The 17,160-nt window shown below is 57.3% G+C and carries 17 protein-coding genes; 3 read left to right on the top strand and 14 right to left on the bottom strand.

Features of this window, described 5'->3' with window-relative positions:
* The first annotated feature begins 149 nt into the window (after window positions 1–149).
* The 3 genes from HK26_RS04550 to mltG all read left to right on the top strand — a co-directional run bounded on the left by HK26_RS04550 (window position 150) and on the right by mltG (window position 2,787).
* Entirely contained in the window at window positions 150–389 is a 240-nt protein-coding gene (locus HK26_RS04550) for an acyl carrier protein (RefSeq protein ID WP_025825175.1), read from the top strand.
* Window positions 390–494: 105 nt separating this feature from the next.
* A complete protein-coding gene (gene fabF / locus HK26_RS04545) occupies window positions 495–1,763 on the top strand; it encodes a beta-ketoacyl-ACP synthase II (RefSeq protein WP_081774692.1) in 1,269 nt (422 codons plus the stop codon).
* A complete protein-coding gene (gene mltG, locus HK26_RS04540) occupies window positions 1,753–2,787 on the top strand; it encodes an endolytic transglycosylase MltG (protein ID WP_374188214.1) in 1,035 nt (344 codons plus the stop codon). Before fabF ends, mltG begins: the two co-directional genes overlap by 11 nt.
* 50 nt (window positions 2,788–2,837) lie before the next feature.
* Here mltG and HK26_RS04535 read toward each other — a convergent pair whose 3' ends face one another.
* From HK26_RS04535 to HK26_RS04470, 14 genes are all read right to left on the bottom strand, one after another.
* Window positions 2,838–3,668, bottom strand: coding sequence for a lipid-binding SYLF domain-containing protein (locus HK26_RS04535; protein ID WP_086638746.1), 831 nt, complete (start codon window positions 3,666–3,668; stop codon window positions 2,838–2,840).
* A gap of 90 nt (window positions 3,669–3,758) precedes the next feature.
* Entirely contained in the window at window positions 3,759–4,559 is an 801-nt protein-coding gene (locus HK26_RS04530; RefSeq protein WP_025825167.1) for an inositol monophosphatase family protein, read from the bottom strand.
* Between the two features lie 100 nt (window positions 4,560–4,659).
* On the bottom strand, window positions 4,660–5,580 hold the full coding sequence (locus tag HK26_RS04525; protein WP_086638643.1) for a lysophospholipid acyltransferase family protein: 921 nt from the start codon (window positions 5,578–5,580) through the stop codon (window positions 4,660–4,662).
* Complete coding sequence (gene lpxK / locus HK26_RS04520) at window positions 5,577–6,554, bottom strand: tetraacyldisaccharide 4'-kinase (protein ID WP_374188217.1); 978 nt, start codon at window positions 6,552–6,554, stop codon at window positions 5,577–5,579. The genes HK26_RS04525 and lpxK overlap by 4 nt, the downstream gene beginning before the upstream one ends.
* Window positions 6,555–6,559: 5 nt before the next feature.
* Window positions 6,560–7,849 (bottom strand): 3-deoxy-D-manno-octulosonic acid transferase, encoded by a 1,290-nt coding sequence (locus HK26_RS04515; RefSeq protein ID WP_086638641.1) that lies wholly within the window; start codon window positions 7,847–7,849, stop codon window positions 6,560–6,562.
* Between the two features lie 16 nt (window positions 7,850–7,865).
* On the bottom strand, window positions 7,866–8,357 hold the full coding sequence (locus tag HK26_RS04510) for a DUF934 domain-containing protein (protein ID WP_180539314.1): 492 nt from the start codon (window positions 8,355–8,357) through the stop codon (window positions 7,866–7,868).
* Complete coding sequence (locus tag HK26_RS04505; RefSeq protein WP_086638639.1) at window positions 8,344–10,035, bottom strand: nitrite/sulfite reductase; 1,692 nt, start codon at window positions 10,033–10,035, stop codon at window positions 8,344–8,346. The genes HK26_RS04510 and HK26_RS04505 overlap by 14 nt, the downstream gene beginning before the upstream one ends.
* 24 nt (window positions 10,036–10,059) lie before the next feature.
* The gene (locus tag HK26_RS04500; RefSeq protein WP_086638745.1) at window positions 10,060–10,407 is read right to left on the bottom strand and encodes a DUF2849 domain-containing protein; all 348 of its coding nucleotides are present in this window, start codon (window positions 10,405–10,407) and stop codon (window positions 10,060–10,062) included.
* 81 nt (window positions 10,408–10,488) lie between these two features.
* Window positions 10,489–11,553: a sulfate/molybdate ABC transporter ATP-binding protein gene (locus HK26_RS04495; protein ID WP_086638638.1), complete on the bottom strand. Its 1,065-nt coding sequence runs from the start codon at window positions 11,551–11,553 to the stop codon at window positions 10,489–10,491.
* The gene (locus tag HK26_RS04490; protein WP_086638637.1) at window positions 11,550–12,353 is read right to left on the bottom strand and encodes a sulfate ABC transporter permease; all 804 of its coding nucleotides are present in this window, start codon (window positions 12,351–12,353) and stop codon (window positions 11,550–11,552) included. Before HK26_RS04490 ends, HK26_RS04495 begins: the two co-directional genes overlap by 4 nt.
* Window positions 12,350–13,201, bottom strand: a complete 852-nt coding sequence (gene cysT, locus HK26_RS04485; RefSeq protein WP_086638636.1) for a sulfate ABC transporter permease subunit CysT — start codon at window positions 13,199–13,201, stop codon at window positions 12,350–12,352. The genes HK26_RS04490 and cysT overlap by 4 nt, the downstream gene beginning before the upstream one ends.
* A gap of 124 nt (window positions 13,202–13,325) precedes the next feature.
* Window positions 13,326–15,206, bottom strand: coding sequence for an adenylyl-sulfate kinase (gene cysC / locus HK26_RS04480; protein WP_086638635.1), 1,881 nt, complete (start codon window positions 15,204–15,206; stop codon window positions 13,326–13,328).
* A gap of 26 nt (window positions 15,207–15,232) precedes the next feature.
* Window positions 15,233–16,027 (bottom strand): sulfate adenylyltransferase subunit CysD, encoded by a 795-nt coding sequence (gene cysD, locus HK26_RS04475; RefSeq protein WP_025825148.1) that lies wholly within the window; start codon window positions 16,025–16,027, stop codon window positions 15,233–15,235.
* 49 nt (window positions 16,028–16,076) lie between these two features.
* Window positions 16,077–16,799, bottom strand: a complete 723-nt coding sequence (locus HK26_RS04470) for a phosphoadenylyl-sulfate reductase (protein ID WP_374188216.1) — start codon at window positions 16,797–16,799, stop codon at window positions 16,077–16,079.
* Between the last annotated feature and the right edge of the window lie 361 nt (window positions 16,800–17,160).

Genomic DNA, 17,160 nt, shown 5'->3' with positions numbered 1-17,160 from the left:
TGCTAATCGCGCGCAATACCTGAACTGCTGGACCGGAAACGGGAGGATGTTTGCCCCCCAGTTTGCTGCCAGCATCAAGGTCCGTCGCGGATAAAACACCTGAACAACCTGCCTTTTTTGGTAGGCAGGCATATGGGATAGAAAGACAGATGAGCGAAATCGCTGATAAGGTTAAGAAAATCGTGGTCGAGCATCTCGGCGTTGAGGAAAGCAAAGTGACACCGGAAGCGTCGTTCATCGACGATCTGGGCGCTGACAGCCTTGACACTGTTGAGCTGGTGATGGCGTTTGAAGAAGCCTTCAATGTCGAAATCCCCGAAGATGCCGCAGAAAAAATCACCACGGTGAAAGACGCCATCGATTACATTGAAAAGCAGAAAGCCGCCTGATTTCAGGCCATCTGCCTTAAATTACAGGACTATGGTCCCTCAGATGGCTGAGGGACCAGATATGTGTCGAATGGGGAGCGGGCTGGTTTGTTGCTTTCGGCCGGAATGAATTCTGGACGGAGACGCGTTGTCGTCACCGGCATGGGCATCGTCGGGCCTCTCGGCCTCGGTGTCGAAAACGTATGGTCACGTCTGATCGCAGGCGAGAACGGGATTGGCAAAATCTCGCAGTTCGATGCGAGTGACCTCCCGGCGCAGGTCGCGGGGGAAGTCCCTGAGGGACCGCGCGAGGAAGGTAAGCTCACACTCTCCGAGTGGGTGCCAACCAAAGACCAGCGCAAGATGGACCGCTTTATCCATATGGGTCTGGTGGCAGCAACTGAAGCTGTCGAGGACTCCGGCTGGAAGCCCCAGACCGAGGAAGAAAAATGCCGTACCGGCGTTATGATCGGTTCGGGCATTGGTGGCCTTCAGACCATATATGACGCCTCCATTACGGTGCATGAAGGACGTGCAAAGCGGCTGTCGCCCTTTTTCATTCCTTCCGCCCTGATCAATCTTGTATCTGGGCATGTCTCCATCAAATACGGTTTTCAGGGGCCCAACCATTCGGTTGTAACCGCCTGCGCAACCGGCGTTCACGCCATTGGCGATGCCGCACGCCTGATTATGTTTGGTGATGCCGACGTCATGGTCGCTGGTGGGGCAGAAGCAACCGTATGCCCGCTGGGTATTGCTGGTTTCTGCTCGGCACGTGCGCTTTCCACCGGTTTTAACGCCACGCCGCAGCAGGCTTCCCGCCCATGGGACAAGGACCGTGATGGTTTTGTCATGGGGGAAGGCTCCGGCATTGTCGTGCTCGAGGAATACGAACACGCCAAAGCGCGCGGCGCCAAAATCTATGGCGAAATTATTGGTTATGGCATGTCTGGCGATGCCTACCATATTACCGCCCCCTCCGAAGGCCACTATGGTGCTTACCGTGCCATGCGCTCCGCACTGCAAAGTGCGGGCCTGACAACGGCTGACATTAACTATGTCAATGCCCACGGCACATCCACCATGGCCGACGATCTGGAGCTTGAAGCTGTGGAACGGCTTTTTGGTGATGACGCCAAAAAGCTGGCCATGTCCTCCACCAAATCCGCAACCGGTCATCTGCTTGGGGCTGCGGGCGCGGTGGAAGCCATCTTCTCCATCCTTGCCATCCGGGATAATGTGGCGCCGCCAACGCTTAATCTGGACAACCCGTCCCGTGAGAGTGTGATTGACCGCGTGGCACACACGGCACAGCAGCGTCCGATCAATGTTGCGCTGTCCAACAGCTTCGGCTTTGGTGGTACCAACGCCAGCCTGATCGTGCGTGGCGTCTAAACGCAAAAAACAGCCCCCTGCCTCCTCAGACCACAGCAAACTTAACCGTTTTCTCAAGTGGTCAGGGGGCGGGATTTTTATCCTTCTTGCCGGTGCAGGGCTAACCGCCTTTATGGGCTGGCAAAGCTACCTCCAGCCCGGCCCCTTATCCACTGATCAGGATATTGTAGTCCCGCACGGGAGCTACACCTCCACTTTGGACGCATTGCAAAATGCAGGTGTTGTGCTACCCGGCTGGTGGAATACACAAATATTTTTAAGCGCTCTTGCCCTGACTCGTCAGGACGGGCAAATCCATGCGGCGGAACTGCATTTTCCTGCCCATGTCTCCATTAAACAGACATTATGGATATTGCGGCACGGAAAGCCCGTGCAACACAAGATCACCATTCCCGAAGGCATGACAGCCTGGCAGGTTCAGGCCCTATTAGCAGCCACCCCTTTACTAACCGGGGAGACCCCACTGCCTGCTGAAGGTAGCACGCTGCCCCAGACCTATACCTACATACGGAACAGTTCCCGCAAGGAATTGCTTGCCCATATGCAAGCTGCCATGGCGCAGACCCTCAAAGAGATATGGACAGAACGCGACAATGACCTGCCCCTAACCAGCCCGCAGGACCTGCTCACCATGGCATCAGTTGTGGAAAAAGAAACTGCACAGCCTGATGAGCGCCCACTGATTGCACGCGTTTTTTACAATCGTCTGCAAAAAAACATGCGTTTACAAACCGACCCAACGGTCATTTACGCACTCACGCAGGGCAGGCTTACTTTGGACAGGGCATTGACCCATGCGGACCTTCAAACACCTAGCGCATACAATACGTATTTGAACGCCGGATTGCCGCCGGGGCCAATTTGTTCACCGGGGCAGGCTGCCTTACTCGCGGCAGCACACCCCGCAAAAGGGGACATGCTCTATTTTGTCGCCAGCGGCACTGGTGGCCATAACTTTGCAACCACACTGGCAGACCACAACCATAATGTTGGACTGCTACGCAAACAAAAAGCCAGCCGCTAACGCCATCTGGCAGTAGCAGGCTGGCTTATAAAAAGAAGCGGGAAATCCTCTTAGCGCGGGGACAGGCTCTCCTGCTGAATACCACCACTCGGGGCTGTAGCCCCTGTGCTGTCGCTATCATTTACCGCATTGCTGGTATTGGCAGTCCCTGAAGATGCCGCCGTACCCGATGTGGTCTGCGCCATACGTGCATAGCGCATGAGCACGCTACGCAACGGGTCCGCATCCGGGTTATTGACCCGCATACTCACGACAATATCTTCGGGACCAACGCTCTGTTTGTAGTAGGCACGGTTCTGGTCACTGTTGACGGTCAGCTTGCTGCCTCCTAGCGAAGCACCGGCAAACACACCCTGAGACTTCTGGGCAACCAGAATATCCGTATTACTCGCCCCGGCATTACTACTGGCTACTGCCGAACTCATATTGGCAAACGACGCCCCGGCATTGGAGCCGAACTGGAACTGACTATCCAGCAGAGCCTGAAGGCCACGATCAGTCATAATGAAAAAAACGATCTGGGAGCTCTGCACCCCCAGTTGAATCCCAAATGACGCAGCGCTCAGCTTATAAAACGCAGGGTCAGACCATGAACCCCGTGCATCCTTGGCCAGAAGAACGCATTCACCATGCGCACCACCGAATGCGATGGACATACGGAACATGGAGGGGCAGACCATAACAGCGCGTGATTTGGCAAGGTTGTTGACCAATGCGCTCTGCCCGTTTGCGCCCAGAAAAATATCCTGCACAGTCAGGGCAGCTTTATCTACAGTAGATTGTGCACTGTCTGCTGCTTGCGCACAGACGACCACCCCCGAAGACAGCATGGTCGCCGCCACGATCAGAGAAACTGAAGACAGCCGTCTAAAGAAATGCATTCCGGGTTTCTCCACGAAGAGCCAATGTTTATTGTTAATAAAAAAAGCATGCTTTTGTGGCACGAGAAAGGCCTGTTATTCCTTATGCTGTTATTTTAGCGGGATGGAAACCGCCTCAGCCAATACAGGACCAATATAGGGGTTAGCTGCCAGAATGGTTGCGCCCCCCGTTAACCCGCCATTTTGCAGGAAGGGTGAAACAACGGCTCCAGCTTCCGCCAGAAGAGGCAGGGCTGCTGCGACATCCCACAGGTTGATGACAATCTCGATATACCCATCCAGCCGACCACTGGCGACATCGGCCAGAGCCAGCGCACCACAGCCACCAGAACGGGGCATGGTGCCAAGCGCCATAATGGCATCCATTTTTTCCATAAAGACAGGTTTGGGAACACGCCCACTCCAGCCCATTTCAATCATCGAGCGGGCCGGGTCACGTATGGGAGAGGCTTTGATGGGCTTACCATTCAAAAAAGCACCATACCCACGCAGCGCCGTATAAACCTCACCCAACGCGGGAGCGTCTATGACACCGGCAACGGGTTCATCACCATCCATCAGGCCGAGGGACACGCACCACCGGCACCGACCGCGGGCATAATTGGACGTGCCATCAATCGGATCAACAACCCAACGCAGGCTTCCTGTGCGGCTGATGCCACCTTCCTCCCCCTGAAAACCATCTTCGGGGAAAAGGGCCTGCATACGCTGTGCAATAAAAGCTTCTACCGCACCATCTGTCTCTGTCAGCCAGTCCTGAGCAGACTTTAACTCCCCCTGCGGGCCACCCGGCGGGGGACGCATGGACATGGCCAGCCGGGCTGCATCATGCACCACAGCGCGCGCGGCTTCCAGTCGGTAGGCAAGGGCAGGGCTGGGGAGGGATGGCATGGAAATCGCTGCTCCAAATTCTGAAAATATGTCCGCCGCACCTTACTGCCAAGCCCGCCACAGGGCGACCCGCTTTATGCGCCCCTATGCCGCATGCCTGCTATTTTTGCGCGCGGTACAATTCCTTGGCCCAGCGGCGATGCAGCCATAACCATGCTGAAGGATTTTGCCTTATCCAGCTTTCAAGGCGGTCATTCACCATCTGCACCAGCAGTTGCAGGTCCTGCTTTTTGTCTCCTGTGTCTGGCAACTCCAGAGGCGCTTCAACGACAATGCGCAGGCGGGCTGGCCCCAGACGTTCGACATAACCGGGAATAACCGGGCAGCGGTAGCGCAGGGCCATAGCCGCAAGGGCCGGGGCCGTCATGGTTGGGCGGCCAAAAAACGTGGCTTCAATACCATCGTTCATCTTCTGGTCGACCAACATGCCAAGGCGACCGCCACCGGACACATAGGCCAGCGCCCCCCGTGCACCTTTTGCTCCCTTGGCAAAAAGAGGCACATCATTGCTCCCCATAGCCCTGTTCCTCAGGGAGCGGAGCAGGGTATCCACCAAAGGATTACCCGCAGCACGGTAGAAAGAGGCAAAAGGTGTGCCGTGCCGTGCCACCGCCGGGGGCAGCATTTCCCAGTTGCCGATATGACCGGAGACAAACAGAACGGGTCCCCCGCGCGCGGCCTGCTGGGCCAGATATTCTGCCCCCTGTACCTCAAACCCCGGTCCGGCTGGTGTGTTTTCTTCCAAGCTGGCAAGGTGAGGCAATTCGCCTAAGGTCCGGCCCAGATTTTCCCATACACCCCGCACAATCCGTGCCCGCGCAGCCGCATCCAGCTCTGGCATGGCCAGTTCGAGATTCCGCAGCACAATCCGCGAAGACGGGAGATACGGCCCCACAAAACGGCAGAAAGAGCCAAGCAGCGTGGAAGACTGGTCCGGACGCAGACGCTCCAGAACACGCACCAAAGACACAGCAAGCAGCGCTTCCAGCCGATACCTTATGGCTACGAACCGTTTTTTCATGGATTATGCGCCAAAAATACATCCAGCAAGTGCTCTGGCACCTGTGGGTCCTGCCAAACCAGCCGCACCCCCACCTCCACAACATTCTGACGAAAACTGGCAGGCAAGCGCATGGCGTCCTTTGGGGTTGTTACAAGCTGCGCACCCAGATTGCTGGCGTGTGCAGCCAACTTCAACATATCCCGCGAGCTATAGGCATAATGGTCCGGGAAAGAAAGCACATCCACCAAAGGAATACCCGCCGCACGCAAGCCGTTAAAAAATTTTTCCGGCCGACCTATTCCAGCAAAGGCCACACAGGGCTGCTCCCTGATTTTATGGGGTACATCAACCTGCTCCAGTTCCGCCCATACAATTGGCAAAGCACCAACGTGTTTTGCAACACCAGTTTGATCTGCCCCAATGACAAGCAGGGTGTCGGCCCGAACCAATGCATCCGCAACCCGCTCCCTGAGGGGGCCTGCGGGCAGCACACATCCGTTTCCACCCCCCACGGCGCCATCCACCACCAGAAGCGAGAAGGTTTTAACCAACGAGGGGTTTTGGAAGCCGTCATCCATAATCAGGCAATCGGCACCGGCCTTAACGGCATGACGGGCCGTTAAGGCCCGATCACCACCGACCCATACGGGGCAGTACCGGGCCAGCATCAGCGGTTCATCACCCACCTCCCGCGCGGTGTGGCAGGTGGGATCAACACGCGTACCAGCCGCCACATGTCCCCCATAACCACGGGTCAAAACATGCGGCTTGCGGCCACGCGCACTCAGGCGCTGCACCAGGTCAATGACAACCGTGGTTTTGCCGGTGCCCCCTACCGTCATATTGCCACAACACAGCACTGGTACTGGTGCACGCCAGCCCGCGCGGCGCATTCTACGGCGCACGAATGCTGCAACACCCCACGCGCACGGCGCCAGTAGTGCTGGCCATAACCGAGCCTGAGGGTCACTCCAGAATGCTGGTGGAGACAACCGCATCAAACAAGCGCCAGAATTTTCTCTGCCAGATCATCTGGCAGGGCTTCATTTACAGTCGCAACCTTTTGCGCCAGTTCTCCCAATTTTGCCCGGTGGCGGGGGTGTGTGACCATCTGCTCGACCCATGCTGCCATGCTAGGCGCGTCCTGCACCTGCTGCACACAACCATGAAGAGCCTGAAACGCCTCCTCAAAATTATGGATCAGCGGCCCCGTAGCCATGGCGCAGCCAAGACGTGCAGGCTCAAACGGATTATGCCCGCCTCCATGGCACCCCGGCAGGCTGTTGCCCACAAAAACACAGGTGGCAAGCCGGAAAAAAAGCCCGAGTTCACCCAGCGTATCGCACACCCAAAAAGCATCCTGTGCAGTGGGCAAGGCATTCAGCGCACGTCTTGGTGCGGCATTCAGGAGGGAGGCGACCTCTGCGCCACGCTCAGGGTGGCGCGGCACTACAATGGTCAGCAAAGTAGGGCAGGTCTGGCGGGCAAGATGCGCGGCCTGAGCAACCTGTGCTTCTTCCCCCGCATGGGTGGAGGCCGCCACGAACACGGGACGCGCGCCTATAAGAGCCTGCAAATGCGCCATTTCGGCTGCTTGCACAGGCAGGGGCGGGGCTGCAGTTTTCAGATCCCCCAGAGGCGTTTGGATGGTCGCCCCCAGCGTGCGTAAGCGTTGTGCATCCACCCTGCTCCGGGCAGACACCCACTCAAAACACCCAAGCATATGCCGTGCCACACCGGGCATATGGCGCCACACCCGAAAAGAAGATGCAGACATACGCCCATTCACCAGCACCACGGGCAGGTCACGCGTATGGCAGGCGCTCAAAAGAGTTGGCCACAACTCGCTTTCGGTGAAAACGGCAACCTGCGGGGTCCAGCTATCCAGAAAACGCTGGCACCACCGTGGCACGTCCAGTGGCACGAACTGATGCACAACACGGGAATGTGCAAAACGCTGCGCCACAATTGCGCTGGCCGTAACGGTACCCGTTGTCACCAGCACAGTTATGTCAGGCTCTTGCCGCAGGCAGGCCTGCACCAAAGGGAGAATGGACAAGACCTCGCCCACACTGGCCGCATGAAACCACAGCAGAGGCCCGGATGGACAGGGAAGGGAGGGGAAACCCATTTTTTCCCGCACACGTGCTGGAATTTCTTTACCCCGCATCTGCCGCCTGCGCAGATAAAAAGGGAGCAAAGGGGCCAGACATGTTCCCAGAACAGCCCAGCCGTGGAGCAGCAATGCTCCACGGGCGTTACGCCGCACGGCCTTGGGCTGGTCCATAAACGTCTTCAGACCATCAGGGAGAAAGGAACCGCCTGAATGCAAACCCTTCCTGCCGTTCGTTCAAGACGGATGGCTGGTACGCAAGGGTTACCAGTTCATGCGCTTTTTTCCAGACAGCCAGATCGCTCTGCTCGGGAATAACAAACTGTGTTACACCACAGCGCAGCAGGAACTCATACTGATCAGGCAGAAAATGCCCCGTAACACGCACGGCACCCGCAAAATGCAGATGTTCGCGTAAGGAGCGCGCCTGTGTAAAAGCCCTGCCATCACGGAAAATGGAAAAGCTCAGGCTCACCAGATCAAGGCGCGGCAGAGCTTCCCTGAGCGCATCCACCCGCTCATCTGCCTTGAGCACAACACCCAGACGCCCCGTGCCATTGCGGCCCAGACCTTCGGCCAGACGGGAAAGAGGCACCAGAATATCACCATCAGGCAGGGGCTGGTCATCGGGGACCAACGTCCAGCTATCCTCTATGATCTGTGCGTTCTCAAGCAGTGGCATAAGCTGCATCCTTGAACGGCGCGGCGCCTAGGCGACGGCATGTTTCTATAAAGCGTTCGCCCGGCTTGCGCTGGACCAGATAGGTATCAACAATTCTGGCAATGGCATCAACCGTTTCGTCCTCAGACATGGCGGAGCCAATAATCTGGCCGATGGAGGCATCCTCCCCCGCATTGCCGCCCAGTGTGATCTGGAACGCTTCCTCACCACGCTTATCAACACCCAGAATGCCGATATGACCGGCATGATGATGCCCGCAGGCATTGATGCAGCCCGAAATATTCAGGCGTAGCGCCCCAATTTCGTGCTGGAGTGCCGCACTGGAAAAACGCTGGCTGAGTTTTTGCGCAATGGGAATCGAGCGTGCATTGGCCAGAGCGCAGTAATCCAGACCGGGGCAGGCAATAATGTCGGTGATCATGCCGACATTGGCCGTACCCAGACCATTGGCTGTGAGCACCTGCCACAACGCCAGCAGCCCGTCCTTGCGCACATGTCCCAGCACTACGTTCTGCAGGTGTGTGATACGCAGTTCACCAAAGCTGTACTGGTCTGCCAGATTGGCCAGAAGGTCCATTTGAGCCGACGTGACATCCCCCGGAATACCCCCCGCAGGCTTGCACGAAATGGTGACACTGCAATACCCATCCTGCTGATGCGGGTGTGTATTGGTGCCAACCCACGAGGCAAAATCGGGGTCGGCCTTTATCTGTTCCGCCAACTGAGCAGACGCTGTGGATGCATCCTCAAAAACCGGGCTGGCAAAGCGCGCGCGAATAGCCTCCACCACCTCGGGTTGCAGGCGGTAACGGCTGCGGTCCATGGCCATGAACTCGGCGTTGACTTCATCCCTGAACGCATCCAGCCCCAGCGCCTGCACAAGGATTTTAATCCGGGCCTTGTAAATATTATCGCGCCGACCATACGCGTTATATACACGCAGCACGGCCTCCAGATACGCGATCAGGTCCTCCTCGGGCAGGTCATTGCGCAGCTTTACGCCAATAACCGGGGTACGCCCCAGACCGCCGCCCACATAGACCTCAAACACTGCGCGCCCGTTGTCACCCTTGCGGGCCAGCAACCCGATATCATGAAAACGGGCTGCAACGCGGTCCTGCGCACTGCCGGAAATAGCGATTTTGAATTTACGCGGCAAAAACGTAAATTCCGGATGCAGCGTGGACCACTGGCGCAGGATTTCAGCATGCACACGCGGGTCCAGCACCTCGTCACGCGCTGCACCGGCAAACTGGTCGGATGTGACGTTACGAATGCAGTTCCCACTAGTCTGGATGGCGTGCATTTCCGCGTCAGCCAGAATACTGAGGATATCGGGCGTATCCTCCAGCTTGATCCAGTTGAACTGGATGTTCTGGCGCGTTGTAAAATGCCCGTAATCGCGGTCGTACCGGCGGGCGATATACGCCAGTGTACGCATCTGACCAGCACTGAGAATACCGTAGGGAATAGCCACCCGCAGCATATAGGCATGCAGTTGCAGGTATAGCCCGTTCATCAGACGCAGGGGTTTGAACTCATCCTCGCTCAGGGCGCCAGATATGCGGCGTTGCACCTGATCGCGGAACTGTTCGACCCGCTGCTTGAGAAAAGTGCGATCAACCGCGTCATACGCATACCGGCCGACATCTGTGGGGGGCGTGGGGGTCTGGGGCATGGTTCTGGTCCGTGGGGTGTTGGGTCAGGAGCCGCTCACAGCAGCGGGGGCAGGCTGCCATGAGGGCGTGAATTCGGCATGAACACTCGGTCCATCAGCACGGATACGTTCACGCGTGGTGCGCGGGGTTGTGCCGTGGGCTGTCTGCTCGACCTGCACCCCGTAAACGCCCACAACATGGTCTGCACCTGCGCGCGCATTCTGGGAGCGCAGCACATCCTCCATGCCGTCATTGGGAAAAAGGCGGGCATGAGCAATGCTCAGTTGCCATTTGCCCTGCGCATCCAGCCAGACAATCCGGCCATCTAGCAGACGGTTGGCCGTAACAACGCTACAACCCTCAGTATCACGACGATTATTCCTGCGATCCACGCTCATACCTTTCCGCGTATTCCACGACAGAAAATTACATAAATTTTCGTCTTTATCAATATATCACGCATGAAACACGTGTCATCCACACAGCAAGCCCTGCCGGAACAAGCGGGCACGGCTAATATCCAGGGCAACTCCCTGCACCTGCGCATCGGCTGCTTCTACCGGCCGATAGAACGGAATAATACGCTCCCCAAGCTGGAGCGTATAATGCCTGTAGCCATTACGCGTCCCCCGTGGCGCTGCGTACAGGCTCAGCACATCCTGCGCAGACCCCGGTTTTTTTATCGTCATTTCATAGGGGCGGATCATGGCCGTAATCGGACCATCCGTTACACCCTCGGGCACCGCAAAAGGCAGCACCAGCGCGTCATCTGCAATCATACGGCCGTGGCGAACCTCCCCGCTAAAGGATACCGCTTCGCCCAGAAACTCCATAACAAATTCGGTCGCAGGCTGTTCGTCCAGATCCTGCGGCGAGGCATCCTGCATAATCCGCCCCGACTGCATGACGACAATCCGGTCAGCTATTTCCAGCGCTTCTTCCTGGTCATGCGTTACCAGAATGGTGGTCAGGCCCAGTGTGTCATGCAGTTCACGCAGCCATGTGCGAATGGAACGGCGGACAATGGGGTCCAGCGCGCCAAAAGGTTCGTCCAGCAGCAGAACACGCGGTCCTGTGGCCAACGCACGCGCCAGCGCCACACGCTGGCGCTGGCCACCAGACAGTTTGGCCGGGTGTTTGCCCCCCATGCCCTGTAGCTGCATAAGCTCGAGCAATTCTTCAACCCGCTTGGCAATCGCGGAACGGGCAGGGCGCTCCCCACGCGGCAATACGTCCAGCCCAAAGGCAATATTGCGTGCAACCGTCATATGCGGGAACAGCGCGTAATTCTGGAACACAAAGCCCATACGACCGGCACGGTCCTTAACACTGGTCATGGGCCGGTCATCCAGCAGCACGCTGCCGCTATTGCACCCATCAAGCCCGGCTATAGCCCGCAGCAGGGTTGTCTTGCCCGCACCCGATGGGCCTACAAGTGCCACAAAAGCACCATCCGGCACCTTGAGCGATACATCATCCAGCAGCCGTTGCTGCGTGCCCGGCGCCAAGCGGACCAGATTGCAGACCTCAATACTCACGCCTTTTTCTCCTGCAACCTTGCAATCCAGTCTGGGGCTGAACGCAACAGAACAGCACTCATGGCCATAAAGGCCAGCAGCGCCGCCATGGTAAAGGCCGCCACCGACTGGTAACCATTATACAGATTTTCAATATGCAACGGCATGGTCTCGGTTTCGCCCGGAATATGGCCGGACACAACAGAGACAGCCCCGAATTCACCCAGCGCGCGGGCTGTGGTCAACAACACCCCGGACAACAGGGCACCGCGTACACCGGGCAAGGTCACATGCCACAAAACCTGCCAGAACCCGGCCCCTGCCAGAACGGCAGCCTCCTCCGCATCGCGCCCCTGCACCTCCATAACGGGCATGACGGTACGCACGACATAGGGCAGGGTTACAAACAGCGTCGCCAGAATAATACCGGGCACGGCAAAGGCGATGTGAATATTCCACCGCTCCAGCGTAGGCCCGAACCACCCCTGCGCCCCAAAAAGGAGCAACCAGACAAGCCCGGACACAACGGGGGAAATGCTCAGGGGCAATTCCACCAGAATTTGCAGGAACTGCCGCCCCGGAAAACGGAATTTAACCAGCACCCACGCAGCCAGAATACCAAAAATTGTATTGAGCACCACAGCCACAACACTCACCCGCAAGGTCAGCCAGATGGCGGATTGTGCATCGGGGTCGGATAATGTTGCCAGTGATGCACCCAGACCGTCCTTTAACGCTTCGGTCAGCACCATAGCGGGAGGAGTAACCAGCACCAGCAGAATGAACAGCCAGCTAGCCCCCCAGACCAGATAACGGGTCATGCTGGTTCACTCCACAAAGCAAAACGCCGCCGAACGCCGCCAATAAGTGCAAGCGACAAAAGCGAGACGCACAGCAAGACCAACGCTATGGCAGTCGCCCCCGGATAATCAAACTCCTGCAGCCGCACAACAATGAGCAGCGGTGCAATCTCGCTTTTAAAAGGCTGGTTCCCGGCAATAAAAATAACCGATCCATATTCCCCGATCCCTCGGGCAAAAGCCAAGCCAAAGCCGGTTATAAGGGCAGGCAGCACGGGGGCCGCAATCACACGTATAAATACCTGCCATGGCCGTGCGCCAAGCAGGTGCGCAGCCTCCTCCAGCTCTTGCGGCAGGTTGCGCAGAACAGGCTCCACAGCACGCACGACAAACGGCAGTCCGACAAACATAAGAGCCAGCACAATGCCAGCTTTGTTGTAGGAGACACTGATCCCAAACTCTGCCAGCACCGCGCCAAGCCACCCCTGCGGGCCATAGAGCGTAGCCAGTGTAATACCCGATACTGCGGTAGGCAGGGCAAGGGGCAGGTCAATCAAGGCATCCGCCAGACGGTGCCCCGGCAAATGACCACGCGCCAGCGCCCATGCCAACAAAAAGCCAAAGGGAATATTGCAGGCGGCAGCAATGCCTGCGCAGGAAAAGCTTGTCCATAGTGCGGCCAGCATGCGGCTGTCATGCAGGGCAGACAACATGGCCGCAGGCCCGCCCTGCCACGGGTAAACCAGCAGGGTCGACAGAGGGAGGATAATAAAAAAGCCCGTCCACGCCAATGTCAGCGTTAACGACAGCCTGTAACCGGGCAGGGCGGAACCTCCAGCCCTGAAAAAAGCAAGACGAGACAGTGTCATGACCCAACACTCATATATCTGCCTGCCCCCCAGACCAAAAAGCCAGCATACAGGCGTATCGTGTGATCTGAAAAGTGGCTGCCAGAGGCTTTAACCCCTGACAGCCTCTTTACTGGCAGTCGTGTCAGGAGCGCGCGCGGGCGTTGCCACCTGCGCGCACGCTGCCTTCTACAAAGGAGACAAGCTGTGCGACCGCGTTTTCCACACTTCCGTTACCCGTTGCAACGCGCAGGGCAGGGGCCTGTGGTGCTTCGTAAGGAGCATCTATGCCCGTAAAGCCGTTAATTTTACCTGCGCGCGCAGCGGCGTACAGGCCTTTGGGGTCACGTTGTTCACAAGTACCCAGATCGGCATCCACGAACACTTCCTCAAACCCGTCACCAATAATCTGGCGGGCCAGTTCACGGTCCGAACGCAGTGGGGAAATCAGGGCGACCAGCACAACCTGACCGGCGTCACGCAGAATACGCGCCACTTCAGCCGCGCGGCGTACGTTCTCGGTCCTGTCTGCTTCGGTAAAGCCAAGGTCCTTGCACAGACCAGCACGCAGCGTGTCCCCATCAAGCACGCTCACGTCCACACCAGCGCTAAACAGGGCATTTTCAGCCGCACGCGCCAACGTGCTTTTGCCAGAGCCTGACAGACCCGTCAGCCAGAACACACGTCCCTTGTGCCCTTTTACCCGCTGGCGGTCCTGAGTTGTCACAACACTGGCACTCGGGTGAATGGATTTTTCACCCACGGCAATGTCAGCAGGGCCAATAAGGGGGGCACCGCCAACAATACGCTGCTGAAGGTCCACCAGAACACCACGCCCGTCCGGGGTCCCCGGTGCAAACGCATCGAACTGGACATTTTCGGCCGCAGACAGTGTAATTTCAGCAAAGCCTTCGGGCGGTACTTCCGTACCCGGGTGCATGGTCAGGTCGTCCAGATTAACAACTGACTCAATGCTGGTAACCGTTACGGCATGCTCTGCCGTGGCCAGACGCAGGCGAAAGCTCTCACCCACACGCAGAGGCTCCTGACGCAGCCAGAACAGGCGTGTGCGTACGCGCGACGCCTGAGTGGGCGGAGTATCCACATGATGCAGCAAATCCCCCCGGTCGGGGATAACATCGGGTTCCAGCGTGACCGCAATGGATTGGCCAGCCGAAGCGCTGACATGCGGCGCTGTGTGCCAGCTTTCAATAGACGCAATGCGCGCAGGGGTTTTTTGTGTGCCAATAACAACCGTATCGCCCACACGCACCCGGCCACGTTCAATGCGGCCAGCAACATAACGCTTGTCGCCAAAGCGGTACACGTCCTGTACGGGCAAGCGCAGAGCCAGTTCCGAGCGGGATGCTGGAGTGGGAACACGGGCCAGTGCTTCGGTCAGGGTTGGCCCGCTATACCACGGCATCCGCTCAGAGCGGCTGGCAATGTTATCACCATCACGGGCAGAGGCGGGTACAAAATAGGCGGCTTCCAGCCCCAGTTTGCCCAGCAGTTCGTTGACCGAAACCTCGACGGCCTCAACCTTGGCCTGATCAAAGTCCAGCAGATCAACCTTGTTGAGAAGCACGATGACGTGCCTGATGCCGATCAGATGCAGCAGCATGGCGTGGCGGCGGGTCTGCTCGCGAGCACCCTCTACCGCGTCCACCACCAGCACCGCAGCTTCCGCATCGGCGGCACCTGTAATCATGTTCCGCAGGAACTGGCGGTGTCCCGGAGCATCCACAATAACGTATTCACGTGCGCCAAGCCTGAAGGGAATACGCGTAGAATCAACCGTAACACCCTGATCGCGCTCAATCTGCAAAGAGTCGAGCAGGAAGCTCCACTCAATCTTCAGTCCGCGCTTTTTGGACGATTCAATGATCTGGGCAACCTTGCCATCCTGCAGGTTGTCCGTGTCATGCAAAAGACGCCCGATCAGTGTGGATTTACCATGATCAACATGCCCGACAATAACGATCGGCGTTGCGGCATCCTGAGAGGAAGAAATCGTATCACTCATTTTCGTTTTTTCCGATCCACGCTCTATCAGAGATAACCAGCAACACGCAGGCGTTCGAAGGCATCTTCGGATTCATGATCCATGGCCCGCCCCGAACGTTCAGAGGTTTTGGTTGTTTCCAGCTCTGCAATCACTTCGGCCAGTGTCGCGGCATTGCTTTCCACCGGAGACGTAATGTCCGCATCCCCCAAGGAGCGGTAACGCTTGCCATTTTTGGCAAAATACAGGTCCACCAGCGGAATGCCCTCACGCTCGATATAGCGCCAGATATCAATCTCACGCCATGACAGGAGCGGGTGAACACGAATGTGCATGCCATCTTCGTGCGGGGTCGCATACTGGTCCCAGAATTCGGGCGGCTGGTTGCGGATATCCCATTTATGGCTGGCACCACGGGGGCTGAACACGCGCTCCTTTGCACGGGTTCCCTGCTCGTCACGGCGGATACCCGCGATAACACCCTGCAATTTGTGCTTTTCAATCATGGCGGCAAGACCTGCGGTCTTACGCGCGGCAGAGCGGGCGGCAGGCGGCAGGGAAGGGTCCATCTCCTCTACCGGCGGGCAGTCACCGAGCAGCAGGTCGAGTTCCCATTTTTTGGTGTACTCATCACGGAACTGGTACATTTCAGGGAATTTTTTACCCGTGTCCACATGCATGACAGGGAAGGGGACACGGCCGAGAAACGCCTTTTTGGCGAGCCAGACCATAACATTGGAATCCTTACCCAATGACCACAGCATGGCAAGCGGCTTAAGCTTGCGATAAGCCTCCCGCAGAATAAAAACGCTCTGAGCTTCCAGTTGATCAAGATGATCCATGTTCCACGACCCTGTAGTTTTGACGGGTAAGGCTAGTTTACCAAACGCATTATAGCGGCTTGGCCGCAATATGTATGCCGCACTCGGTTTTGTTCAAACCGGACCAGCGGCCCGACCGGGCATCTTCCTGCCCATCCACTGGACGTGTGCACGGCGCGCACCCAATGGACAAATATCCCTCCGCCACAAGCGGATGCGGGGGCAGCGCACGGCGCTGCATTTCCGCCTGAATATCCCGCGCACTCCAGAACGCCAGCGGGTTGAGACGCAACTGCTGGCTATCGGCACGCTCTTCCACAATGGTCATTGTGGCGCGGGTTGCAGCCTGCCCACGCTTACGTCCTGTTACCAGAACCTCATACGGCAAAGACGCCACCTGCAGCGGCTCCACCTTGCGCAGATTACAGCACGCATCCGGGTCAAAAGCCCAGAGTTCTCCCGTGGGGTCCCGATCACTGACCTGAGCAGGGGATGGCCCTATATCTTCCACATTGGTCAGGCCCAGCTTATCTGCCAGTTCCTGACGATATGTGAGTGTCTGGGGGAAGTGTTTGCCCGTATTGAGGAACAGAACCTTTATGTCGGGGTCAGCCTCAGCCACAAAGGCGAGCAGAAGTGCGGATTCCGCACCAAAAGACGACATGACGGCAAGCCTGCTCCCCAGCAGTGCGTGCGCCTTGCGTAGCAGCAGAACCGGGTTCTCCTGCACCTCAGTCAACTGCCTGATAACACTTGCATTGTCAGAAGACAAAATATCCACAACCCACCACAGTGAATGACAGAAGCATATTTAACGACCCCTTATAGATATATTTGGCCAAAAACAACACATAAAAATAGACAATCCTCCTCAGCATCCCCCACAATGCACGATTTTACTTTGTGTAATGTGGTCCTCCTTCAAAATATCTGCCCCCATACAAACAGGGAGGAAGACCATGCCCGTATTTTCCACAGAGACTACGGCTGCAAGCGGAGCAAAACGCCCGTTTTTCAACTCCCGGACCTTGATCAAACACTGATTTGGAGAGCAACTCACGCCATGCGCGGACCAGATACCACCGTATGATCGACCCCACGCGCCGTATCGGACATCATTATAGCCAGCACTGGAGCGCTCTCATTTTGTTGGC

The organism is Acetobacter okinawensis, assembly GCF_002153655.1.
Lineage (GTDB): Bacteria > Pseudomonadota > Alphaproteobacteria > Acetobacterales > Acetobacteraceae > Acetobacter > Acetobacter okinawensis_A.
Note: the sequence above shows the minus strand (reverse complement) of the source record. Positions and strands in the feature narration are given on the sequence as shown.

Bases quoted from the DNA above. Each gene is read 5' to 3' on its own strand.
- HK26_RS04550 (WP_025825175.1), top strand. From the start codon at position 150: ATGAGCGAAATCGCTGATAAGGTTAAGAAAATCGTGGTCGAGCATCTC.
- fabF (WP_081774692.1), top strand. From the start codon at position 495: ATGAATTCTGGACGGAGACGCGTTGTCGTCACCGGCATGGGCATCGTC.
- HK26_RS04535 (WP_086638746.1), bottom strand. From the start codon at position 3,668: ATGCATTTCTTTAGACGGCTGTCTTCAGTTTCTCTGATCGTGGCGGCG.
- HK26_RS04530 (WP_025825167.1), bottom strand. From the start codon at position 4,559: ATGCCATCCCTCCCCAGCCCTGCCCTTGCCTACCGACTGGAAGCCGCG.
- HK26_RS04525 (WP_086638643.1), bottom strand. From the start codon at position 5,580: ATGAAAAAACGGTTCGTAGCCATAAGGTATCGGCTGGAAGCGCTGCTT.
- HK26_RS04515 (WP_086638641.1), bottom strand. From the start codon at position 7,849: ATGGACCAGCCCAAGGCCGTGCGGCGTAACGCCCGTGGAGCATTGCTG.
- HK26_RS04510 (WP_180539314.1), bottom strand. From the start codon at position 8,357: ATGCCACTGCTTGAGAACGCACAGATCATAGAGGATAGCTGGACGTTG.
- HK26_RS04505 (WP_086638639.1), bottom strand. From the start codon at position 10,035: ATGCCCCAGACCCCCACGCCCCCCACAGATGTCGGCCGGTATGCGTAT.
- HK26_RS04490 (WP_086638637.1), bottom strand. From the start codon at position 12,353: ATGACCCGTTATCTGGTCTGGGGGGCTAGCTGGCTGTTCATTCTGCTG.
- cysT (WP_086638636.1), bottom strand. From the start codon at position 13,201: ATGACACTGTCTCGTCTTGCTTTTTTCAGGGCTGGAGGTTCCGCCCTG.
- cysC (WP_086638635.1), bottom strand. From the start codon at position 15,206: ATGAGTGATACGATTTCTTCCTCTCAGGATGCCGCAACGCCGATCGTT.
- cysD (WP_025825148.1), bottom strand. From the start codon at position 16,027: ATGGATCATCTTGATCAACTGGAAGCTCAGAGCGTTTTTATTCTGCGG.